Source organism: Roseovarius sp. (assembly GCF_048262375.1).
In the GTDB taxonomy this organism is placed as follows: Bacteria; Pseudomonadota; Alphaproteobacteria; order Rhodobacterales; family Rhodobacteraceae; genus Roseovarius.
Genome location: NZ_JBLXFE010000016.1, coordinates 1 through 19,708, shown reverse-complemented (window position 1 = coordinate 19,708; position 19,708 = coordinate 1). Strand labels below are relative to the sequence as shown.

The window sequence follows — 19,708 nt, the reverse complement described above, 5'->3', positions numbered from 1 at the left end:
TCAGATCCGAAACCGGAGGGCCATGCGCCGGCCATCGCGCTGCACTTCAAGCACGAGCGTGCCGCTGACCTGTTCCAAGGCGCGCGCCACTGAACCACTATCTGTAGCGTCCTGCCCATTGACGGACTTCAATATGTCGCCAGCCCGCAAGCCGGCGCGGGCACCATAAGGGCCGGGATCATCGACGATGACCCCCCGTGACATGAGCGGCAGACGGTACTGTTCAATCACCAATGGATTGATGGTCGAGAGCAACATTTGCGGAATCACAGCGTCGTCTCCGGTTACGATCTGAGTGCGCAAAGGGGAGTTTGGGGCAGCAATCAACTCGACCTCGATCTGGTGCTCGGCACCGTCGCGCAGGCGAGTGATGCTGGTTTTGGCGCCGATTCCCGCAAGTGACATGCGATAGACGACCTCTGCGGGGCTGTTGACCGGCTGACCGCCGACATGGGTGATTACATCTCCGGGGCGGATATCCCGGATAAAGCTGCTGCTCGGATGCACCTCGGAAATCAGGACACCGTCAGGGCGCGCGATACCCAACCCCTCAGCCATGTCGGGGGTGACAGGCTGGCCTCCCAAACCTGCCCAAGGGCGCTCAAACAGGGTTCTGCCACCGCGTGCCTGCGCTACGAATTGCGCCACAAGACCAGAGGGAATGGCAAAGCCGATACCGTTCGAGCCCCCCGAACGCGACAGAATTGCTGTATTGATTCCAATAAGATGGCCGTTCACATCGACCAGAGCGCCGCCGGAGTTACCGGGATTGATCGGCGCGTCGGTCTGGATGAAATATCCCCGCGCGTTACCGGTAGCGGTGCCAGAGCGGGCAAGCCCGGAAACAATACCGCTGCTAACCGTTTGGCCCACCCCAAAGGGATTGCCGATGGCCAGCACCAATTCGCCCACCTGCACAGTGTCGCTGTCGCGCAGATCAAGCGCGGGCAGTTCGGGCGCATTTTCGATCTGCAACACCGCAAGGTCCGCTTCTTCATCGCCCAAGAGCACTCGTGCGGCATATTCGCGACGGTCGTTGAGGACCACGCGGATATCCGTAGCCTCACCCACCACATGATAATTCGAGACTACGATACCATCCGCAGAGAGAATCACACCGGACCCAAGCGAGTTCTGAACGCGGGGGCGCGTTGCGCCCAAGTCATTGAAGAACCTCTCAAAAAAAGGATCACCCCGGAACGGGCTGGCGCGTGTGGCGACGACGCGACTGGCGTAGATATTGACCACAGCCGGGGCCGCCTGCTGGACCACGGGGGCAAAACCCAACTGAATTTCGGCTTGCGACACCGGCACACGGGTTTCGGCGTGCAGCAGGCCGGGAAGGGCCAATAAAACAAGGCAGAGAAGGCGGAACATGACAGGGTCTCCACGGCTTCGTTCGGCCCTAGAGATATGCTGGGACCGGCGCGGCAATGCAAGGCTTTGCGGTTTCTTGCTGGGGCAAATACTTAGTCCCAGACATGCAAAACCCCCGCCGGTGAAGGCGGGGGCGTAACAATAACCACATGATATGGTTGTATTATTCGTCGTCAGCCATTTCGAAGGCGGCGACTCGAGCTTTGTCAGCTGCGCCTTTTGCGTCGACGTCACGGTCGACGAATTCGATGATCGCCATCGGAGCCATGTCACCATACCGGAACCCGGCCTTGAGAACGCGGACGTAACCGCCCTGACGTTCCGCATAGCGCGGCCCGAGAATGTCGAACAGTTTGGCCACATAGGCATCCTGCTTGAGCTGGCTCGCAGCCTGACGGCGTGCGTGCAAATCCCCACGTTTTCCGAGGGTTATCAGCTTTTCAATGATCGGACGCAGTTCCTTGGCCTTGGGCAAGGTGGTCTTGATCTGCTCATGTTCAATGAGCGAGCCGGCCATGTTCGCCCACAGCGCCTTGCGGTGCTCGTGGGTGCGGTTGAGGCGGCGGTATCCTCTTGCGTGACGCATTTTCTATCTCCTAAGCGTTTTTGCTTTGTCTGGCGGTCTGATGCGTGTCAGCCGCTCTCCTTGGGGCGGGATTGCCCGGGTCGTATTGTGTACAAAGTGTCCAATGTGGACGCAGTTTGTGTACGCAGCGGGGTGCAAGGTGCGCAGGCTATGCGCACCTTACGAAATCTTAGAACGCATCCTCGAATTTCTTGGCGAGATCTTCGATGTTGTCGGGCGGCCAATCCTCGACATCCATGCCAAGGTGGAGCCCCATGCCCGAGAGAACCTCTTTGATCTCGTTGAGCGACTTGCGGCCAAAGTTCGGGGTGCGGAGCATCTCGGCTTCGGTCTTTTGGATGAGATCGCCGATGTAGACGATGTTGTCGTTCTTGAGGCAGTTCGCAGAGCGCACCGACAGTTCCAACTCGTCCACTTTCTTGAGCAGGAGCGGGTTGAATTCGAGGCCGTCGTCGTCGTCCTGACGGTTTGCCGATTCGGGCTCGTCAAAGTTGACGAAGATCGACAGTTGATCCTGAAGGATGCGCGCGGCATAGGCCACGGCGTCATCCGGGGTGATCGAACCGTCGGTTTCGATCTTCATCGTCAGTTTGTCGTAATCCAGAACCTGACCTTCGCGGGTCGGCTGAACCTCGTAGCTGACTTTGGAGATCGGCGAATAGATGGCATCAATCGGGATCAGACCGATGGGTGCGTCTTCGGGCTTGTTCTTGTCGGCGGCGACATAGCCCTTGCCCTGATTCACGGTCAGTTCCATGAACAGGTCAGCACCTTCGTCGAGGTGACAGATCACGTGATCCTTGTTGAGGATCTCGATGCCTGCGCTGTCCGAGATATCACCAGCAGTGACGACGCCCGGACCCTTGGCATTGACCGAAAGGCGCTTGGGCCCTTCGACTTCCATGCGGATCGCGACGCCCTTGAGGTTGAGAACGATGTCGGTCACGTCTTCGCGGACACCGGCCACCGAGGAGAACTCGTGCAGCACGTTGTCAATCTGCACGGCGGTGATAGCCGCACCTTGCAGTGAGGACAGAAGAACGCGGCGCAGCGCGTTGCCGAGCGTAAGGCCAAAGCCGCGCTCGAGCGGTTCGGCGATCAGAACCGCCTGACGCAGCGGGTCATTGCCCGGTTTCACGTCAAGCTGCGTCGGCTTGATCAATTCAGCCCAATTCTTGTGGATCATGCGTCCCTCCATTCTTGCTCTGTTCCCATGTCCAAAGGTTCAGAACGCCCGAGGATGTAAAATGACGAAAGCGGGACCGCGCCATAGCGCGGCCCCACCAAGAGATTTGTCGGATCAGACCCGGCGGCGTTTCGGCGGGCGGCAGCCATTGTGAGCCATCGGCGTCACATCACGGATCGAGGTGATGTTGAAGCCAACAGCGGCCAGAGCGCGCAGCGCCGATTCACGGCCCGAACCCGGACCCTGCACTTCGACGTCGAGCGAACGCATGCCGTGTTCCTGCGCCTTTTTGCCAGCGTCCTCAGCGGCCATCTGTGCCGCGTAGGGCGTGGATTTGCGCGAGCCCTTGAACCCCATGGTCCCGGCAGAGGACCATGCGATTGCATTGCCCTGCACATCCGAGATCAGGATCTTGGTGTTGTTGAAAGACGAGTTCACATGAGCAACGCCGGTGGCGATGTTCTTGGAGACCTTTTTCTTGGTGCGTTTGGTATCGCGTGCCATATTGAATGCCCTCCCTTATTTCTTCTTGCCGGCAATGGCTTTTGCCGGGCCCTTGCGGGTGCGAGCATTGGTGTGGGTCCGCTGACCACGCACCGGCAGATTGCGGCGGTGACGCAGGCCACGGTAGCAACCCAGATCCATCAGGCGTTTGATGTTCATCTGGGTGTCACGGCGCAGGTCGCCTTCGACGGTATAATTCGCGTCGATATGTTCGCGCAGGGCCAGAGCCTCGGCATCCGAGAGCTCGTTGACGCGACGCGATGTGTCGATGTTCAGGGCTTCACAGATGGACTTGGCCGATGCATGGCCGATTCCGGTGATGTAGGTGAGGGCGATTGGAACCCGTTTGTTGGTCGGGATATTGACGCCGGCGATACGTGCCAAGTGCAGTTTCCTTCTTCGTTGCGGTTCCGTAGCACCAGAACCTTTTTTCACAACGTAAGCCCGAGGCGATCACGCACCGGGCCGCGGCTGATATCAGATGAGTGATTCACGGATTCGGGGGCGCCCCGGAAACAGAATCAATCTCGCGTTCGAGATAGGGCTGGTTAGGGGGAAATCAGCGGGGCGTCAAGGCCCCGCCCCCAAGCTTTGCCCTATTTGTCAAGTGCCTCGGCAATTGCCGCCTGAACCGTGTCGATCTCGGCCAAGCCATCGACCGTGTTCAATTGGCCATGCGCGTAGTAATAGCCCAAGAGCGGCGAGGTTTTCTTGTAATATTCCATCAGGCGGTTGCGCAGCGCGTCCTCGTTGTCATCCGCCCGGCGCTTGACCTCTGTCGAGCCGCATTTGACGCATTTGCCATCTGCGGGCCAAGGTTTGGTGATGTCGTTATAGACCTCGCCGCAGCCGCCACAGGTCGAGCGGGCGGTGATACGCCCGACGAGCGCCTCATCATCGACCCGCAGTTCGACCACCGCGTCTAGGGTTTCGCCCACTTCTTCGAGCAGATCGGCCAAGGCGTCGGCCTGAGCCAGCGTGCGCGGGAAGCCATCAAAGATGAAACCGCCTTTTTGTTCGCCCTGCAACTGTTCGCGGATGAGGCCGATCACGATCTCATCGGTAACAAGATCCCCGCGCGCCATCACGTCGGCCACGATCTTGCCCATCTCCGAGCCGCTGTCCTTGGCGGCGCGCAGCATGTCGCCGGTGGAGAGCTGGATCATGTCCCGGCTCTCGACCAGATGATGCGCCTGAGTGCCTTTGCCCGCGCCGGGCGGTCCGAGAAGAATGATGTTCATCGCCGCGCCGGTGCCTTTCTGCGGCTGCGTTTCTTGCCCTTGCCGCTGAGTTGGGATTTCTCGATCAGTCCTTCGTATTGATGGGCGAGGAGGTGCGATTGCACCTGCTGGATCGTGTCCATGGTCACAGAGACCACGATCAGAACCGAGGTACCGCCAAAGTAGAAGGGAATGGAGAACTGATTGCGCAGCACCTCGGGCAGAAGGCAGACCGCTGCGAGATAGGCAGAACCGATCACGAGGACGCGGGCAACCACAAAGTCGAGATATTCCGCCGTCCGCTTGCCCGGACGAATACCGGGGATAAAGCCATTCTGGTTCTTGAGATTATCGGCAACCTCATCGGTCTTGAACGCGACGTTGAAGGTGTAGAAATAGGCGAAGAACACGATCATGATCGTGAAGAACAGCAGATAGAGCGGCTGACCGGGGCCAAAATAGGCCATCACGGTCGAGAGAACCGGATTGGTCGTATTGCCCGAGAAAGTGGTGATCGTGGCAGGCAACAGCAGGAGCGATGAGGCGAAGATCGCCGGGATCACGCCCGCCGGGTTGACCTTGACCGGCAGATGCGAGGAGCCGCCATCGTAGATCTTCATGCCGACCTGACGGCGGGGGTATTGAATGTGGATCTTGCGCAGAGAGCGCTCCATGAAGACCACAAAGGCGATCACGGCCACGACCATCACCATCACGCCGACGATAACGGCGGGGCTTACGGCACCCGAGCGACCCGAGGCAAAGAACTGTGCCAGAGCGGCGGGCACCTCGGCGATGATGCCGACAAAGATGATCAGCGAGATACCGTTGCCCACACCGCGCGCGGTGATCTGTTCGCCCAGCCACATCAGGAACATGGTGCCCCCCACCAGCGTGATCATGCAGGAGACGATAAAGAACATGCCGGGACTGGTGACCATGTCGCCCGATTGCAGGCTGACGGCCAGACCGTAGGATTGCAGCGTGGCAAGGCCAACCGTGCCGTAGCGGGTGTATTGGTTGATCTTCTTGCGGCCCTGCTCGCCTTCTTTCTTGAGCTGCTCAAGCGCGGGGACCATGGCGGTCATCAGCTGCACAATGATCGAGGCCGAGATATAGGGCATGATCCCCAGAGCAAAGATGCCCATCCGGCCCAGCGCACCGCCAGTAAACATACTGAGCATACCGCCAATCGAGGCCTGCGCGCCCTCCATGAAGTCGCGCAGCGCGCCCCCGTCAATGCCCGGCACCGGAATAAAGGTGCCGAGGCGATAGACGATCAGCAGGCCGAGGGTGAACAGGATGCGTTTGCGCAGTTCGGTGGCTTTGCCAAGCGCGGACCAGCTTGTGTTGGCCGCCATTTGCTCTGCTGCAGATACCATTCGCGGGTCTCTTTCATGTGACAACGCCGCCTTGGGCTGTTTTCCAGCTCAGGCGGCGTCAAAGGAAAACTTGGGCCATATGTAAGCGGCACGGGGGCCGCTCACAACCTCTTATTCAGCCGACTGAGCGGTTGTGACCGAGAGGGTGCCACCGGCCTTTTCGACCGCTTCGATCGCGGCGCGCGAGGCACCTGTGACCTGAATGGTCAGCTTGGCGGTCACGTCACCCTTGTTGAGCACGCGAATACCGTCGAGCTTGCGGCGCACCAGACCGGAAGCGACCAGCGCATCTTCGGTAATCGGCTGTGCGGCGTCGATCTTGCCTGCTTCGACGAATTTCTGGATCAGGCCAAGGTTGATGACGGCAAATGCCTTGCGGTTCGGCTTGGTAAAGCCGCGCTTGGGCAGACGCTGATAGAGCGGCATCTGGCCACCCTCGTAGCCACCGATCGAAACACCCGAGCGGGATTTCTGACCCTTGATACCGCGACCAGCGGTTTTACCCATGCCAGAGCCGGGACCACGGCCAACGCGCTTTTTGCGCTTGGTTGCACCGGGATTGTCGTGCAGTTCATGCAGTTTCATTGTCGCTATCTCCTTGCCGGATGCGGCCCCCAGCGACGGGAGCGGCCGAACGCGGCGTGTTTAAAGTTGAGTCGGACCTGACGGTCACCGGGGGCGTATAGACCCGAGCCGCGCCGGGATCAAGGGCGGTCTTGTCAGCCCACCGACGGGTTGCGCCATCTGGAGGTGGCAAAACGGCGCGTCAGCGCGCGCTCGATCAGATCGAGCCGGTCTTGGCCGTAGAATGGATCGCCTGCAACGATATAGGTGGGCGAGCCGAATATAGAGCGCGCGATGGCCTCGGCCGTGTTGGCGGCATGGATCGTTTGGATTTCGTCCGAGAGGGCCGCGCGCAGGATCGGTTCAGGATCGAGGCCGCAGCCAGCGATGAGCGGTGCAAGGGTGGCGGGGTCCGCGATATCGGCGTCGTCGCGCCAATGCGCACCGAGAATGGCATGCGCCAAAGCATCCGCGCCCTGCCCCATCTCTTGCGCGGCGATGATCGCCCCATTGGGCAGCGTGAGCGCATTGTCGTGATGGGTGGGTCGGTGATGGATCACCGCGACGCCGCGATACTCTGCCCAATGTTCGATGTCGCGGCCAAAGAAATAATCCACATGTGCCTGAGTGCGGGCGGCAAAGGGCAAGCCGCCCGCCGCCTCGACCACCGGGGACAGGTTGATCGGCTTGTGGATGAGGCGCGCGCCATGGCGGGCGCAGATCTGCATCAGGCGCGCCGAGCCGAGCCAAGCAAAGGCGGAATGGGCGGAATAGATGTATTCTATGGTTTGCATGAGAGGCACGCTAGGGCGAGGAACCGGGCGCTGCAAGCGGCGCGTCGCCGGGAAAACACCATTACCCCCAGCGTAGCCCCTGGATGACGGTTCGTGATCGCATGCCTGGACATGTGGCGGCATCGCGATAGGCTATGGAATGATATGCCGGAGCATGAGATGCGCGCGTTTGCCCTTTGGCTTGCCCTTCTCCCCCTGCCGGGGCCTGCACCGCAGGCGGCGCCGGGCTGTGCCACCGATGCGATGCTGGTGTTTGACGGATCAGGTTCGATGGCGGAGCTGGGCCATGATCCGACCGCCGCCACCCGGATCGCCGAGGCACGCGCGGCGCTGCGGCGTGCGATGCCCGAGATTGCGCCCTACCGGCGGATCGGTCTGATGACCTATGGGGCGGGGGGCAATCATCCCTGTTCGGGCATCACCCGGCACTTTGCCCCCATCCCGGATGCAGGGGCGGCGGTGGTGGCGGGGATTGAGGCGCTTGTTCCCGGTGGTCTTACGCCGATTGCCGACTCTGTCGCGGCGGCGGCGGATGTGCTGGAGTATCGCACGCGGGCCGGAATTGTAGTGTTGGTGACCGATGGCAATGAGACCTGCGGCGGCACACCCTGTGCTTTGGGGGCGGCGCTGGCGGAGGCCGCGCGCGATCTGACCGTGCATGTGATCGGGTTTCGCGTGGTGCACGATCCGTTCTCGTGGAACAGCCCAGAGGCGCAGACCTATGATGGGCAGACGGTGGCGAAATGCCTCGCGGATGCCACGGGGGGCATGTTCGTCTCGACCGAAACGGTGGACGAGTTGGCGGCAGCGCTGCGTGAAACGCTGGGCTGTCCGCTGATTGGCTGGCAAGAGGGGGTGGCCCCGCCGCGTGGGCGGGGCTGAAATCCGTTACGCTGTCAGACCTTCCGGCTCTGCCAGACCGTTGGCGCGGCAGCAGGCGGTGAGCGTATTGGCGAGGAGGCAGGCGATGGTCATCGGACCAACACCACCCGGCACCGGGGTAATGGCACCGGCCACGGCTGCGGCGGATGCGTAATCGACATCGCCCACGAGGACGTTCTTGCCGTCCCGCTCGATGCGGTTGATGCCCACGTCGATCACGGTGGCCCCCGGTTTGATCCAGTCCCCCGGCACCATTTCGGGACGACCGACAGCGGCCACGACGATATCGGCGCGGCGGACGACATCAGCGATGTCCTTGGTCCGGCTGTGCGCAATGGTCACGGTGCAGCTATCGCCCAAGAGAAGCTGTGCCATCGGTTTGCCCACAATGTTCGAGCGGCCCAGCACCACGGCATCCATGCCCGCGAGCGATCCGTGATGGTCGCGCAGCATCATCAGGCAGCCAAGCGGCGTGCAGGGCACCATGGATTTCTGTCCGGTGCCCAAGAGACCCACGTTGGAAATATGAAAGCCGTCCACATCCTTGGCGGGGTCGATGGAATTGATCACCAGATCGGAATCAAGATGGCCCGGCAGCGGCAATTGCACAAGGATGCCATGCACATCCGCGTCCTTGTTCAACCGGTCGATCAGCGCCAGAAGGTCGGCCTCTGAGGTGTCAACGTCGAGCTTGTGCTCGTAAGAATTCATGCCCACTTCGACGGTCTGTTTGCCCTTGGAGCGTACATAGACCTGGCTGGCCGGATCTTCGCCCACAAGCACCACCGCGAGACCCGGCGTGATGCCGTTTTCCTCTTTCAGTCGCGTCACATGGGACGCCACCTTGGCCCGCACCTCTGCTGCAAAAGCCTTGCCGTCGATCACTTTAGCCGTCATTTCCAGCCCTTTCACTGTTCTTAAAATACTCAAGCTTTCCGGTTTTCCATCGAAACCCCGAAAAGCTCTGATCGCTTTATCTGGCGCAGTTTCGAACCGAAAAAGTCTATCGCTTTTTCCCGAAACCGCAGTCATGCGCACCGCGCAGGGCCGCCCGGGGCAACCACCCCGGACGGCCCTTTTCCAACTTAGAACAGGCCTTCGATCTGACCGCCCGCGTTGAGGCGGATCGTCTCGGCCGCCGGTTTGCTGGGCAGGCCCGGCATGGTCATGATCTCACCGCAGACCACGACCACAAAGCCAGCCCCGGCCGACAGCCGCACTTCGCGGACCGGCACCGAGTGGCCGGTGGGCGCGCCGCGCCGGTTGGGATCGGTGGTAAAGCTGTACTGAGTCTTGGCCATGCAGACCGGCAGGTTGCCATAGCCTTGCGCTTCCCATTCCTTGAGCTGGTTGCGGATCTTTTGATCTGCAAGCACTTCGTCGGCGCGGTAGATACGCTTGGCGATGGTTTCGATCTTTTGGAAGAGCGACATTTCGTCGGGATAGAGCGGCGCGAAATTGGCATTTCCGGCCTCGGCCATCTCGACCACTTTGCGCGCCAGAGGCTCGGAGCCTTCGGAGCCCAGTTCCCAGTGACGCGACAGCACTGCTTCGGCACCATGGCCCGCGACATAGGCCTTGACCGCCTCGATCTCGGCCTCGGTGTCGGTGACGAAGTGGTTGATCGCGACCACGACCGGCACACCGAAGGATTTGACGTTCTCGATATGACGCCCAAGGTTGGGGCAACCCGCCTTGACCGCATCGACGTTCTCGGCCCCCAAATCGGCCTTGGCGACGCCGCCATTCATCTTCATCGCCCGCACAGTGGCCACGAGCACGACGCAATCAGGCGCAAGACCCGCTTTGCGGCATTTGATGTTCATGAACTTTTCAGCGCCCAGATCGGCACCGAACCCGGCCTCGGTCACCACATAATCGCTGATCTTGAGAGCGGTGGTGGTGGCAATGACCGAGTTACAGCCATGTGCGATATTGGCGAAGGGTCCGCCATGCACGAAGGCGGGATTGTTTTCCAGCGTCTGCACAAGGTTGGGCTGCATCGCGTCCTTGAGAAGCACGGTCATCGCGCCTTCGGCCTTGATATCCCGGCAGAAGACCGGCGATTTGTCGCGGCGATAGGCGACGATCATCGAGCCCAGACGATCTTCGAGATCCTGAAGGTTCTTGGCAAGGCACAGGATCGCCATGACCTCGGAGGCCACGGTAATGTCAAAGCCGCTCTCACGCGGGAAACCGTTGGCAACACCGCCAAGGCTGACGTTGATCTGCCGCAGGGCGCGGTCATTCATGTCCACCACACGACGCCAGACGACGCGGCGGGTGTCGATGTCAAGCTCGTTGCCCCAGTAGATATGGTTGTCGATCATCGCCGACAAAAGGCTGTGTGCGCTTGTGATCGCGTGGAAGTCGCCGGTGAAGTGCAGGTTCATGTCTTCCATCGGCACGACCTGTGCATAGCCACCGCCGGCAGCCCCGCCCTTCATGCCGAAGTTCGGCCCGAGCGATGCTTCGCGGATGCAAACCGTCGCCTTCTTGCCGATCCGGTTCAGGCCATCGCCCAGACCCACGGTGGTCGTGGTCTTGCCTTCGCCAGCCGGCGTCGGGTTGATCGCAGTCACAAGGATCAGCTTGCCATTCTTGTTGCCTTGCACAGAGTCGATAAAGCTCTGGCTTACCTTGGCCTTGTCGTGCCCATAGGGCAGAAGGTCGTCGCTCGAAATTCCCCGCTTTGCCCCGATCTCTTGAATCGGTCGCTTCTGCGCCTCCCGTGCAATCTCGATGTCGCTCTTGTAACCCATAGTCGTTTCCTTCCCTCGTCTGTTGGGCTTGATCTGACGACGGTCATAGCCAATCCTTGGCATCCCACAGCATGCGAATCCGACACATGGACCCGTTGTTGCGGCGGGATGCAGCAGTCTGTTTCGGATCGGAAACGATTTCAGGGGCTTTTAGAGCAGGCTGCCACGGGCGCGAGAGAGTTCGGACCAGATCGGTTGATCGGGGATATGCAGGCGCAACCTGTCGCCAAGGGCAAGCCGCCCCTCGCGTTCGACCCATGCGGTGACGCCGCGCCGCCCCAGGGCCGCGCGTTTGAACCCGGCGCCAAAACCCGGCGCGTGGGAGTCGATCACCTTGGCGGGCAATTGGCAGGGACGGTTTTCCATATCGACCACCAACGTCACCCCGTCTGGCCCTTGCAGGCGCGATGACGGCGGCAGATGGCTGACATCGGGAATGCCCTCGATCACCAGCGAGGCCCCGAGCCATGCCGGATCAAGCCGTTCTATGCCCATGGTCGCGGCGATGGCGGCCAATTCCTCGGTCGAGAGCAGCGAAAATTGCCGTACATTGCGAATTTCAGTGTCCCTTGGGTGCTGCGACAGCACACGGCTGCAGGAGGGGCGGGTGAGACCTGCGTGTTCCTCGCCTGCGATGCCTGCAAAGGTTACATTAACCGCGTCGAGCGGTTCTGCGGCCAGCGTCGTCTCGCGTTGCGCCACCCGGCCCAGCCAAGTGATTCGACCCTGATACTCTGTCGGCATCAATGCTGGCATGTTATGCGCGCCCTGCTTCTTCTTGGTTACAAATACTCGGCCAGCAAGGTCGCTGGCGGTCCGGCTCAGACGGTGAGGGTAAAGAACATGCGGCGGAACGGAAACAGCACCGTGCCATCGGCGCGCACCGGATAGGCCGTGTGCATCACCTCTTCGTAGCGCCGGATAAGATCGGCTTTTTCGTCCGGCTCCAGTGCGGCCAACACCGGGCGGGCATAGGTGCTCTCGGTGTAGCGGCGGACCGGGTGGCTACCGGGCTCTGCGGTCAGACGCTGGTAATAATCGGTTTCCCAGAGGCGGAACTGGCCCAGAGGCGCAAGCAATTCCTCGTATTTGATCGGGGTCATCACGCCGGGGGTGCCCATTTTCTCGATCCGCCCGCCAAACAGTTCCTCGACGAGCGAAAGCCAGACACGGTGCGAGGGAGCCTTGTTCTGATGCGGCATCTGCACGGCAAGCGTGCCCCCCTTGCCCAGCATGCGAACAAGCCGGGGCATCAGCGCCTCATGGTTGCCAACCCAGTGCAGGGCGGCGTTGGAATAGATCAGACCCGGCGCGCGGCGTGGATGCCATTCGGCGATATCGGCCTGTTGCAGCGCGTCATATCCCGTGCCATGCGCCTTTTCCAGCATGGCGGGGCTGGCATCGACACCGACCACGGTGCGGTTGCCCGCGCGGGCGCGCAGCGCCTCGGCCATCACGCCATTGCCGCAGCCCAGATCCACGACATCGCCTGCGCCCATTTGCCCGACCGCGTTCAAGAGGTCGAGAGCAGGACGCAAACGCTGATCCCGGAACCTAGCATAGGCTCCGGGATTCCAATCCGGTTTGGGTTGTGTCGTGCTCACGTCGAGGGCTCTGGCTCCAGCCCGCCGTCACCGGTCCCCGGCGCGGATTTGGGCTTGGTTTTGGGAATGGCGGTTACAGAGGGTTTATTCGCCTCGGCACCACCGTCCTCATCGTCACCTGCGGCGGGCGGTTCCCCCCGCATGACGCGCTTGATCTCTTCGCCGGTCAGGGTTTCATATTCCAAAAGACCCTGTCCCAGACGCTCCCATTCGTCTTTGCGTTCGGTCAGGATCTTCTTGGCCCGCTGATAGGCCTCGTCGATCAGGCGTTTCACCTCTTCTTCGATCAGCTCTTTGGTATGTGCGGAAATCGAAAACCCGCCGGCACCGTTGCCCATATAGCCTTCGTGCGCCTGTTCGTAATCGATATTGCCGACCTTGTCGGACATGCCCCAGCGCATCACCATCGCGCGCGCCAGACCGCTGGCCTGCTGGATATCACCGGCCGGTCCGTTGCTGACATCATCCTCGCCATACTTGAGGATTTCAGCGGCTTTGCCAGCCATGGTCATCGCCAGCTTTTCCTCGCATTCCGAGCGGTGCCAGTTCAGGCGGTCGATCTCGGGCAGGCTGACCACCATACCCAACGCGCCACCGCGCGGGATGATCGTGGCCTTATACACGGGATCACATTTCGGCAGAGCAAGGCCCACGACCGCATGACCAGCCTCGTGATAGGCGGTCTTTTCCTTTTGATCGTCGGTCAGAACCATCGAGCGGCGCTCGGCGCCCATCATGACCTTGTCCTTGGCATTCTCAAAGTCGATCATGGTGACAAACCGACGCCCGACACGGGCCGCCGTAAGTGCCGCCTCATTGACGAGGTTGGCAAGATCAGCCCCCGAGAAACCGGGCGTGCCGCGCGCAATCAGACGCAGGTCAACATCCGGGCCAAGCGGCGTCTTGCGCGCGTGGACGTTGAGGATCTTCTCGCGGCCCTTGATATCGGGGTTGGGCACGGTGACCTGACGGTCAAAGCGACCGGGGCGCAGCAATGCGGGGTCAAGCACGTCCTTGCGGTTGGTAGCGGCGATGATGATCACGCCTTCGTTGGCCTCGAACCCGTCCATTTCCACCAGCAACTGGTTGAGGGTCTGCTCGCGCTCGTCATTGCCGCCGCCATAGCCCGCGCCACGGTGGCGACCGACGGCGTCAATCTCGTCGATGAAAACGATACAGGGCGCATTTTTCTTGGCCTGTTCGAACATGTCGCGCACCCGGCTTGCGCCGACGCCGACAAACATTTCCACAAAGTCAGAGCCCGAGATGGTGAAGAACGGCACGCCCGCCTCGCCCGCGATGGCGCGCGCCAGCAGGGTTTTACCAGTGCCCGGAGGCCCCACAAGCAGCGCGCCTTTGGGGATCTTGCCGCCAAGGCGGCTGAACTTTTGCGGGTTGCGCAGGAATTCAACGATCTCTTCCAGTTCTTCCTTGGCCTCGTCGATACCTGCAACGTCGTCAAAGGTGACGCGGCCGTGCTTTTCGGTCAGCATCTTGGCCTTGGACTTGCCAAAGCCCATTGCCCCGCCTTTGCCGCCACCCTGCATGCGGTTCATGAAATAGATCCACACGCCAATCAGGAGCAAGAACGGCAGGAGCGAGACAAGGAAGGTCTGAAAGCCGGATTGTTGCTGGCTCTCGGCCTTGACCGGGATGCCCGCGTCGATCAGCCGTTGGGTGATTTCTGCATCTTCGGGCTTGATCGTGGCGTAATCCTGACCATCTGAACCGCGATAGCGGACGGTTTCTCCATCCAGCGTCACCTGGCTCACGCCGCCGCTGTCCACCGCCCTGACAAAGTCGGAATACGGCACCGCGCGGCTCTGGAGTGTGTTGCCTGAGCCGCTGAACAGGTTGAACAGCGCGAGGATCAACAGGAACAGCACCAGCCAGAAGGCGATATTTCTTGCGTTACCCAAGGGTTCTCTCCCAAAATTCGTATCCCGGTGCGTCTAGCACAGAGTGCGTGGATCTTAAATAGAGATCACGGGCCTATCTTCAATGGGATAATAGCGCCGTGAGCAGATTGTCCCGCGTGCGCCGCAGGGTCAGGGACCAGCCGTTGGGCAGGCCCATGAGCGGGGCGGCAATCAGGGTGTCGCCGCGCCAGAGGCCCGGTAAGGCAAGGGCAGAGGCGTGCGGCAGGCCGCTGGTGCGCCAGTCGGGGCAGGCCCGCAGCCCCTCTGGACCCAGCGCCGCGATCTCGATGTCGGGCGCAGGATCGGGGCCGGTTGCCTGCCAGCGGTCATCCCACAGGGCAGATGCCGGAACGCGAAGCGCCCGGACCGCGTCATATTCACGCGTAAGACGGAGGGTCGCATTTTTGAGGGGCAGCAGGAGACAGCCGTGCAGGGTCATGGTCTGACCGGCACGTGCGGCATGGATCAGCGACAACATGGCCGCGCCGCGCGGCGGATATTCGGCCCCGGTGAGCCAGCGCAGGCCAGCCTGCAACAGGCGGCGGGCGATCTCATCCGGCAGATCGGCAAAGCCCGCGTGGTCGATCAGCAAATCGCCCGTCTCGACACGGATCAGGGTGCGGGCAGCGGCGTGGGCGGTGTGTTGGAGCGCCGCGCGCGCGTCCGACAGATTGCGTGCCACATCGGCGAGGGTTGCGGCATCAAGGCCCAGAGGGCTCAGCGCCGCAAGGATCTGGCGCGCGCGGGGGCGCAAATAGGTGACGTCTTGGTTGGTGGGATCATCAATCCAGCCTTGTCCAAGCCCGCGCAGATGATCGCGCAGGGTTTCGCGCGCGACGTCCAAGAGCGGTCGATGAAAGGTCACGCCCGATTGGGTCCATCGGGGGCGCATGGCGGCAAGACCATCCACGCCCGCGCCGCGCGCCAGCCGCATGAGGAAGGTTTCAGCGAGGTCGTCACGGGTGTGACCGATGGCGATGTCCGCGAGGTCGTTGGCCCCGGCCCAATCGGCCATCAAGGCATAGCGGGCGCGGCGGGCGCGGTCGGACAGGTTGCCTGTGTGGTCCCAACCCTGCCAGTGACGGGTTTCGTGCGGGATATTCAGGCGGGCGCAGATCTGTGCGACCTCTGCCGCCTCTTGGGCGGATGCGGCGCGCAGCCCGTGATCGACGGTGACGGCCGAAAGTTCGGGGCCACCGACGCGCTGCCAGTCACGGAGGAGATAGAGAAGCGCCAGCGAATCACTGCCGCCTGACACGGCAACCCCGAGCCGCGCCGGGATTTGCCCGGCGAAATATGCGGCGACGCGGTCGCGCAGATCCGCATTTGCCGGACTCACGAACAGCCCAGGAGGCTCATCTCGGATTGCGCAGAGACGACCGCTGCCGCGTCTGGGTAGCGCGCCGCGACCTGCCCCAAGGTCACGCAGGCCTCTTGGGTCTGGCCCAGTCGGCCCAGCGCCCGGCCCAGACGAAACAGCGCCTCTGGCGCATCTGCCCCATCGGGCGCGGCGCTGAAGCTCTCAAGATAGGCGCGCGCGGCATCGCTTTGTTGGCCTGCGGCCTCAAGCGCTTCGCCGCGCAAGAGACCGGCACGGCCCGACAGGGGGCTGCCGGGGTAGGTGGACAGGAAGGCGGCAAACCCTGCTGCCGCCTCGGCGTGATTGCCCGCCTGCAAGGCCGATTCGGCCCGGTCAAAGTCATCGCGCTCGCCAATGGCGAGCTGTGGCGCATCGCCGGTGACCGGATCCAAGGTGGCAGGCAGAGGCGCGGCACCGCCACCGGCGGTCGCGAGCTCGACCCCGCCCAGCGTGCTGCCGGGTTCGAGATTGGCAATGTCACAGCCCGGCTCCAGCTCGCACAGGCGGAATTCCAGATCGCCCACGCGGTTGGTGCCGTCAGACACCACGCGGTCGATGCGGAATTCCAGCTCTTCGGTTTTGGAGGTGAGCCCCTGCAAGGCGCTCTCGATGGCGTTGACACGGTCCACGAGAGAGCCACCGCCGCTAAGTTGCCCCACACCGCCGGTGGTGCTGAGTTCCCGCTTGAGGTGCTGCAAGGTCACAAACAGGACCGACAATTCCTGTCGGATGTCGGCCAGCGTCTGATCCGATTGCGCCGCGCCCCCGTGGGGCACGACAAAGAGGCCAGCGGCCAGAAGAAACGCGAAGCGACGCATGGTGCTGCCCTCTCTGTTGGCTTAGCTGCCCAGACCGGCGGCAAGCACGGTCACCGCGCGACGGTTCTTGGCATAGCAGGCCTCGTTGCTGCAAATCTCGATCGGGCGTTCCTTGCCAAAGCTGACGACGCGCAGGCGATTGGGCGCCACGCCCTGACCGATCAGATATTCCTGCACGGCATTCGCGCGGCGTGCGCCCAGAGCCAGGTTGTATTCCCGTGTGCCCTGCTCGTCGGCGTGACCTTCGATCACGGCCGTAAAATCGCGGTTGGTCATCAGCCAGTTGGCCTGACCGTCCAGCGTGGCCTGTGCCGATGCGTTGAGGGTGGATTGATCCACCTCGAAGAGCACACGGTCACCAACCGCCTGCTGGAAATAGGCGGGCGAGGTCGGATCCTGCGCGGAACCGGCATAACCTGCGGCACCGTTGTTGAGGTCAACGGCGTTGCCATCATCAAAGCGGTTGGGATTGGTACAGGCGGCCAGCGCCAGCCCTGCACAGAGGATCAGTGTCTTGCTCAGATAGGTCATTTTAGCCCCGTTTGTTTCTGCCTTGGCCTGTCATATCACAGCCTGCGCCCCAAGGAAACGCGGGCCGTATGGGTTCAATTCTGAAGAGGCGACCACGAGGGGTCGCTGGCCCCGGTGCCAGTGGGCACCTGTTTGAGATTACGCCCGGTGATGTCCACCGAATAGAGGCTGGCCTGTCCCTGTGCACCCTGGGTTTCGCGGGTGAACATGATCACCCGGCCATTTGGCGCCCAAGTCGGGCCTTCGTCGAGGAACGAAGCGGTCAACAGGCGTTCTTCGCTGCCGTCGGTGCGCATGACCCCGATGTGAAACCGGCCCTTGGATTGCTTGGTGAAGGCCACAAGATCACCGCGCGGCGACCAGACCGGCGTGCCATAGCGCCCCTCGCCAAAGCTGATGCGGCGCGCCTCGCCGCCACCGGCCGCCATGATGTAAAGCTGCGGTGTGCCGGAGCGGTCACTCTCGAACACGATCTGGCCGCCATCCGGGCTATAGCTGGGCGCGGTTTCAATCGAGGGGGCGGTGGTCAGCCGGGTGCTGACACCACTGGCGATATCCATGGTGAAAAGGTCGGTATTGCCGCCTTGGGTGAGCGAATAGACCACGGTGCGCCCATTGGGCGCAAAGCGCGGTGCAAAGCTCATGGTGCCATCCTGCGTGGGCAGTTCACGGCGGCCGACATTGGCCACATCAAGCACATAGATCCGCGGAAACCCGGTTTCATAGCTGGTATAGAGCACCCGGTCGCCGGTGGGCGAAAAGCGAGGGGCCAACACGATGCTGGTGCTGTCGGTCAGATACTGCACGTTGGCCCCGTCGTAATCCATGATCCCCAGACGCTTGGCGCGTTGATCCTTGGGGCCGCTTTCAGCGACGAACACGACGCGGCTGTCGAAATAGCCACCTTCGCCGGTGATGCGGCTATAGACCTGATCGGCCACCTTGTGGGCGATGCGTCGCCATCCGCTCTGAGTGCCCACGAGTTGCTGGCCCGCGCCCAGTTCCTGACCGGAAAACACATCATAGATGCGGAATTTGGCGACGATCCGTCCGGCCCCATCGGTGCTGACCGCGCCGGTGATCAGCGCCTGCGCATTCACAGCACGCCAGTCGGCATATTGCACCGGACTCTCGAAGCTGGTGATCCGGCTGATATGGGCCGCATTCGGGATCTGGCGAAAGAGGCCGGTTCCGGCGAGGTCGGCGGCAATCACACTGGCGATATTTCGGCCAAGTTCCTGACCGGCCACGCTGTCGGATACGAAATCGGGCGCGGCGAAGGGCATCGGCTCGATCACACCTTCGGTGATCTCGATCCGAAGCGGGCCGTTGCCCTGCGCCAGCGCGGGCAGGGCCCCTAACGTGAGGGCTGCAAGGAGGGTCATTATAAAGCGCATCATTTGATCCTCATACTCTCCGGATTGAATGTCATTTCGATATCACGCCACTGGTCGTACTTGTCGGTTGGCAGGTCAAATCCATTGGCCCCACAGCGGATGATGGCGCGGCGGGCGGCCTCGAAGGCCTGACGCGCCGCCGCATCGCCGCCGCCGGAAAAGCTGTCCATACGGATCGAGCCGTTGTCGGGCTTGCCATCCTCGCCCATGCGGACCGAAACCACAACCGTCGTGCCCAGCGCCTCGGTGCTGAGCGAGCCTACGTTCCAGCATTGTTGCACGGCGACGCGCAGCGCGTCCTTTTCGCCCGATGTCAGCGGCGGACCGCTGGGGGCGGTGTTGGTCTGCTGGCCAGCGCCAAGGACGGCGGCGAGGGCATCGTTTACGGCATTCTGGTCAGTCTTGGGGGCTGTTGGGGCCAGTTTGGGTGTCTCGGTCGCCGCCGGTTTCGGGGTTTCGGCGGGTTTGGATTCGGCCTGTTCAACCGGGCGCGCCGGGCGCGGCTTGGGGCGCAGGGAGGAGGTGGGCGCAGTGTCCTTGGACTCTTCCGCCTCGGTCACGATCTCGGTTGCGGCCTCTTCCGGGGCGGTCGCCTCGGACGGGTCTTGCTGCACTTCGGCACCCTGATCAGGCGTGACTTCGGGTTGCGCCACATCGTCGATGCGCACATCTGGTTCCGGCGGGGCCACGGCCTCGGGGGCGATGCGGGGTGCCGCGCGAGGTTTGGGCCGGGGTGAGACCTCGGGCACCATGACGGCCACATCCTCTTGCGGGGGGGGCATCACGGGGGCGGTATCCGTCACCTCGGCGGGTGCGGGCGGG

The 19,708-nt window shown here is 62.1% G+C and carries 20 protein-coding genes; 1 reads left to right on the top strand and 19 read right to left on the bottom strand.

What is annotated here, in order from left to right; all coding sequences use genetic code 11:
• From ACN0SW_RS15360 to ACN0SW_RS15320, 9 genes are all read right to left on the bottom strand, one after another.
• Nucleotides 1-1,377: a trypsin-like peptidase domain-containing protein gene (locus ACN0SW_RS15360; protein ID WP_417728809.1), complete on the bottom strand. Its 1,377-nt coding sequence runs from the start codon at nt 1,375-1,377 to the stop codon at nt 1-3.
• Between the two features lie 163 nt (nt 1,378-1,540).
• Nucleotides 1,541-1,963 carry a 50S ribosomal protein L17 gene (rplQ, locus tag ACN0SW_RS15355; protein WP_417728808.1) on the bottom strand — a complete coding sequence of 141 codons (423 nt, stop codon included), beginning with the start codon at nt 1,961-1,963 and terminating at the stop codon, nt 1,541-1,543.
• Between the two features lie 169 nt (nt 1,964-2,132).
• The gene (locus ACN0SW_RS15350) at nt 2,133-3,149 is read right to left on the bottom strand and encodes a DNA-directed RNA polymerase subunit alpha (protein ID WP_417728807.1); all 1,017 of its coding nucleotides are present in this window, start codon (nt 3,147-3,149) and stop codon (nt 2,133-2,135) included.
• 114 nt (nt 3,150-3,263) lie between these two features.
• Complete coding sequence (gene rpsK, locus ACN0SW_RS15345) at nt 3,264-3,653, bottom strand: 30S ribosomal protein S11 (RefSeq protein WP_009816463.1); 390 nt, start codon at nt 3,651-3,653, stop codon at nt 3,264-3,266.
• Nucleotides 3,654-3,668: 15 nt separating this feature from the next.
• Nucleotides 3,669-4,037, bottom strand: coding sequence for a 30S ribosomal protein S13 (gene rpsM / locus ACN0SW_RS15340; protein WP_417728806.1), 369 nt, complete (start codon nt 4,035-4,037; stop codon nt 3,669-3,671).
• A 212-nt stretch (nt 4,038-4,249) separates the two neighbouring features.
• Nucleotides 4,250-4,894, bottom strand: a complete 645-nt coding sequence (locus tag ACN0SW_RS15335) for an adenylate kinase (RefSeq protein ID WP_417728805.1) — start codon at nt 4,892-4,894, stop codon at nt 4,250-4,252.
• On the bottom strand, nt 4,891-6,255 hold the full coding sequence (gene secY / locus ACN0SW_RS15330) for a preprotein translocase subunit SecY (protein ID WP_417728804.1): 1,365 nt from the start codon (nt 6,253-6,255) through the stop codon (nt 4,891-4,893). The genes ACN0SW_RS15335 and secY overlap by 4 nt, the downstream gene beginning before the upstream one ends.
• Nucleotides 6,256-6,366: 111 nt before the next feature.
• Nucleotides 6,367-6,840, bottom strand: a complete 474-nt coding sequence (gene rplO / locus ACN0SW_RS15325) for a 50S ribosomal protein L15 (RefSeq protein ID WP_417728803.1) — start codon at nt 6,838-6,840, stop codon at nt 6,367-6,369.
• 134 nt (nt 6,841-6,974) lie between these two features.
• A complete protein-coding gene (locus tag ACN0SW_RS15320) occupies nt 6,975-7,613 on the bottom strand; it encodes a 2-hydroxychromene-2-carboxylate isomerase (RefSeq protein ID WP_417728802.1) in 639 nt (212 codons plus the stop codon).
• 159 nt (nt 7,614-7,772) lie between these two features.
• On the opposite strand from ACN0SW_RS15320, the gene ACN0SW_RS15315 reads away from it, so the two are divergent.
• The gene (locus ACN0SW_RS15315; protein ID WP_417728801.1) at nt 7,773-8,495 is read left to right on the top strand and encodes a vWA domain-containing protein; all 723 of its coding nucleotides are present in this window, start codon (nt 7,773-7,775) and stop codon (nt 8,493-8,495) included.
• 6 nt (nt 8,496-8,501) lie between these two features.
• Here the strand turns inward: ACN0SW_RS15315 and folD are convergent, their stop codons facing one another.
• The 10 genes from folD to ACN0SW_RS15265 all read right to left on the bottom strand — a co-directional run.
• Nucleotides 8,502-9,392, bottom strand: a complete 891-nt coding sequence (gene folD, locus ACN0SW_RS15310) for a bifunctional methylenetetrahydrofolate dehydrogenase/methenyltetrahydrofolate cyclohydrolase FolD (protein ID WP_417728800.1) — start codon at nt 9,390-9,392, stop codon at nt 8,502-8,504.
• Nucleotides 9,393-9,580: 188 nt separating this feature from the next.
• Nucleotides 9,581-11,257 carry a formate--tetrahydrofolate ligase gene (locus tag ACN0SW_RS15305; protein ID WP_417728799.1) on the bottom strand — a complete coding sequence of 559 codons (1,677 nt, stop codon included), beginning with the start codon at nt 11,255-11,257 and terminating at the stop codon, nt 9,581-9,583.
• 150 nt (nt 11,258-11,407) lie between these two features.
• Nucleotides 11,408-12,013: an MOSC domain-containing protein gene (locus tag ACN0SW_RS15300; RefSeq protein WP_417728798.1), complete on the bottom strand. Its 606-nt coding sequence runs from the start codon at nt 12,011-12,013 to the stop codon at nt 11,408-11,410.
• A 65-nt stretch (nt 12,014-12,078) separates the two neighbouring features.
• Complete coding sequence (locus ACN0SW_RS15295; protein ID WP_417728856.1) at nt 12,079-12,795, bottom strand: methyltransferase domain-containing protein; 717 nt, start codon at nt 12,793-12,795, stop codon at nt 12,079-12,081.
• Nucleotides 12,796-12,857: 62 nt separating this feature from the next.
• Nucleotides 12,858-14,780, bottom strand: coding sequence for an ATP-dependent zinc metalloprotease FtsH (gene ftsH, locus ACN0SW_RS15290; protein WP_417728797.1), 1,923 nt, complete (start codon nt 14,778-14,780; stop codon nt 12,858-12,860).
• Between the two features lie 79 nt (nt 14,781-14,859).
• Nucleotides 14,860-16,119 (bottom strand): tRNA lysidine(34) synthetase TilS, encoded by a 1,260-nt coding sequence (gene tilS / locus ACN0SW_RS15285; protein WP_417728796.1) that lies wholly within the window; start codon nt 16,117-16,119, stop codon nt 14,860-14,862.
• The gene (ybgF, locus tag ACN0SW_RS15280) at nt 16,116-16,958 is read right to left on the bottom strand and encodes a tol-pal system protein YbgF (protein ID WP_417728795.1); all 843 of its coding nucleotides are present in this window, start codon (nt 16,956-16,958) and stop codon (nt 16,116-16,118) included. Before ybgF ends, tilS begins: the two co-directional genes overlap by 4 nt.
• Before the next feature lie 21 nt (nt 16,959-16,979).
• Nucleotides 16,980-17,489, bottom strand: coding sequence for a peptidoglycan-associated lipoprotein Pal (gene pal, locus ACN0SW_RS15275; RefSeq protein ID WP_417728794.1), 510 nt, complete (start codon nt 17,487-17,489; stop codon nt 16,980-16,982).
• A 74-nt stretch (nt 17,490-17,563) separates the two neighbouring features.
• The gene (gene tolB / locus ACN0SW_RS15270) at nt 17,564-18,889 is read right to left on the bottom strand and encodes a Tol-Pal system beta propeller repeat protein TolB (RefSeq protein WP_417728793.1); all 1,326 of its coding nucleotides are present in this window, start codon (nt 18,887-18,889) and stop codon (nt 17,564-17,566) included.
• Nucleotides 18,886-19,708: energy transducer TonB (locus ACN0SW_RS15265; RefSeq protein WP_417728792.1), on the bottom strand; the 823-nt coding region annotated here is incomplete at its 5' end. The genes tolB and ACN0SW_RS15265, both read right to left, overlap by 4 nt.

Coding starts and splice junctions, on each gene's coding strand:
- ACN0SW_RS15350 (WP_417728807.1), bottom strand. CDS start 3,149: ATGATCCACAAGAATTGGGCTGAATTGATCAAGCCGACGCAGCTTGAC.
- ybgF (WP_417728795.1), bottom strand. CDS start 16,958: ATGCGTCGCTTCGCGTTTCTTCTGGCCGCTGGCCTCTTTGTCGTGCCC.
- ACN0SW_RS15300 (WP_417728798.1), bottom strand. CDS start 12,013: ATGCCAGCATTGATGCCGACAGAGTATCAGGGTCGAATCACTTGGCTG.
- ACN0SW_RS15305 (WP_417728799.1), bottom strand. CDS start 11,257: ATGGGTTACAAGAGCGACATCGAGATTGCACGGGAGGCGCAGAAGCGA.
- rpsK (WP_009816463.1), bottom strand. CDS start 3,653: ATGGCACGCGATACCAAACGCACCAAGAAAAAGGTCTCCAAGAACATC.
- folD (WP_417728800.1), bottom strand. CDS start 9,392: ATGACGGCTAAAGTGATCGACGGCAAGGCTTTTGCAGCAGAGGTGCGG.
- rplQ (WP_417728808.1), bottom strand. CDS start 1,963: ATGCGTCACGCAAGAGGATACCGCCGCCTCAACCGCACCCACGAGCAC.
- ACN0SW_RS15360 (WP_417728809.1), bottom strand. CDS start 1,377: ATGTTCCGCCTTCTCTGCCTTGTTTTATTGGCCCTTCCCGGCCTGCTG.
- rplO (WP_417728803.1), bottom strand. CDS start 6,840: ATGAAACTGCATGAACTGCACGACAATCCCGGTGCAACCAAGCGCAAA.
- ACN0SW_RS15335 (WP_417728805.1), bottom strand. CDS start 4,894: ATGAACATCATTCTTCTCGGACCGCCCGGCGCGGGCAAAGGCACTCAG.
- secY (WP_417728804.1), bottom strand. CDS start 6,255: ATGGTATCTGCAGCAGAGCAAATGGCGGCCAACACAAGCTGGTCCGCG.
- tolB (WP_417728793.1), bottom strand. CDS start 18,889: ATGATGCGCTTTATAATGACCCTCCTTGCAGCCCTCACGTTAGGGGCC.
- ACN0SW_RS15320 (WP_417728802.1), bottom strand. CDS start 7,613: ATGCAAACCATAGAATACATCTATTCCGCCCATTCCGCCTTTGCTTGG.
- ACN0SW_RS15315 (WP_417728801.1), top strand. CDS start 7,773: ATGCGCGCGTTTGCCCTTTGGCTTGCCCTTCTCCCCCTGCCGGGGCCT.
- pal (WP_417728794.1), bottom strand. CDS start 17,489: ATGACCTATCTGAGCAAGACACTGATCCTCTGTGCAGGGCTGGCGCTG.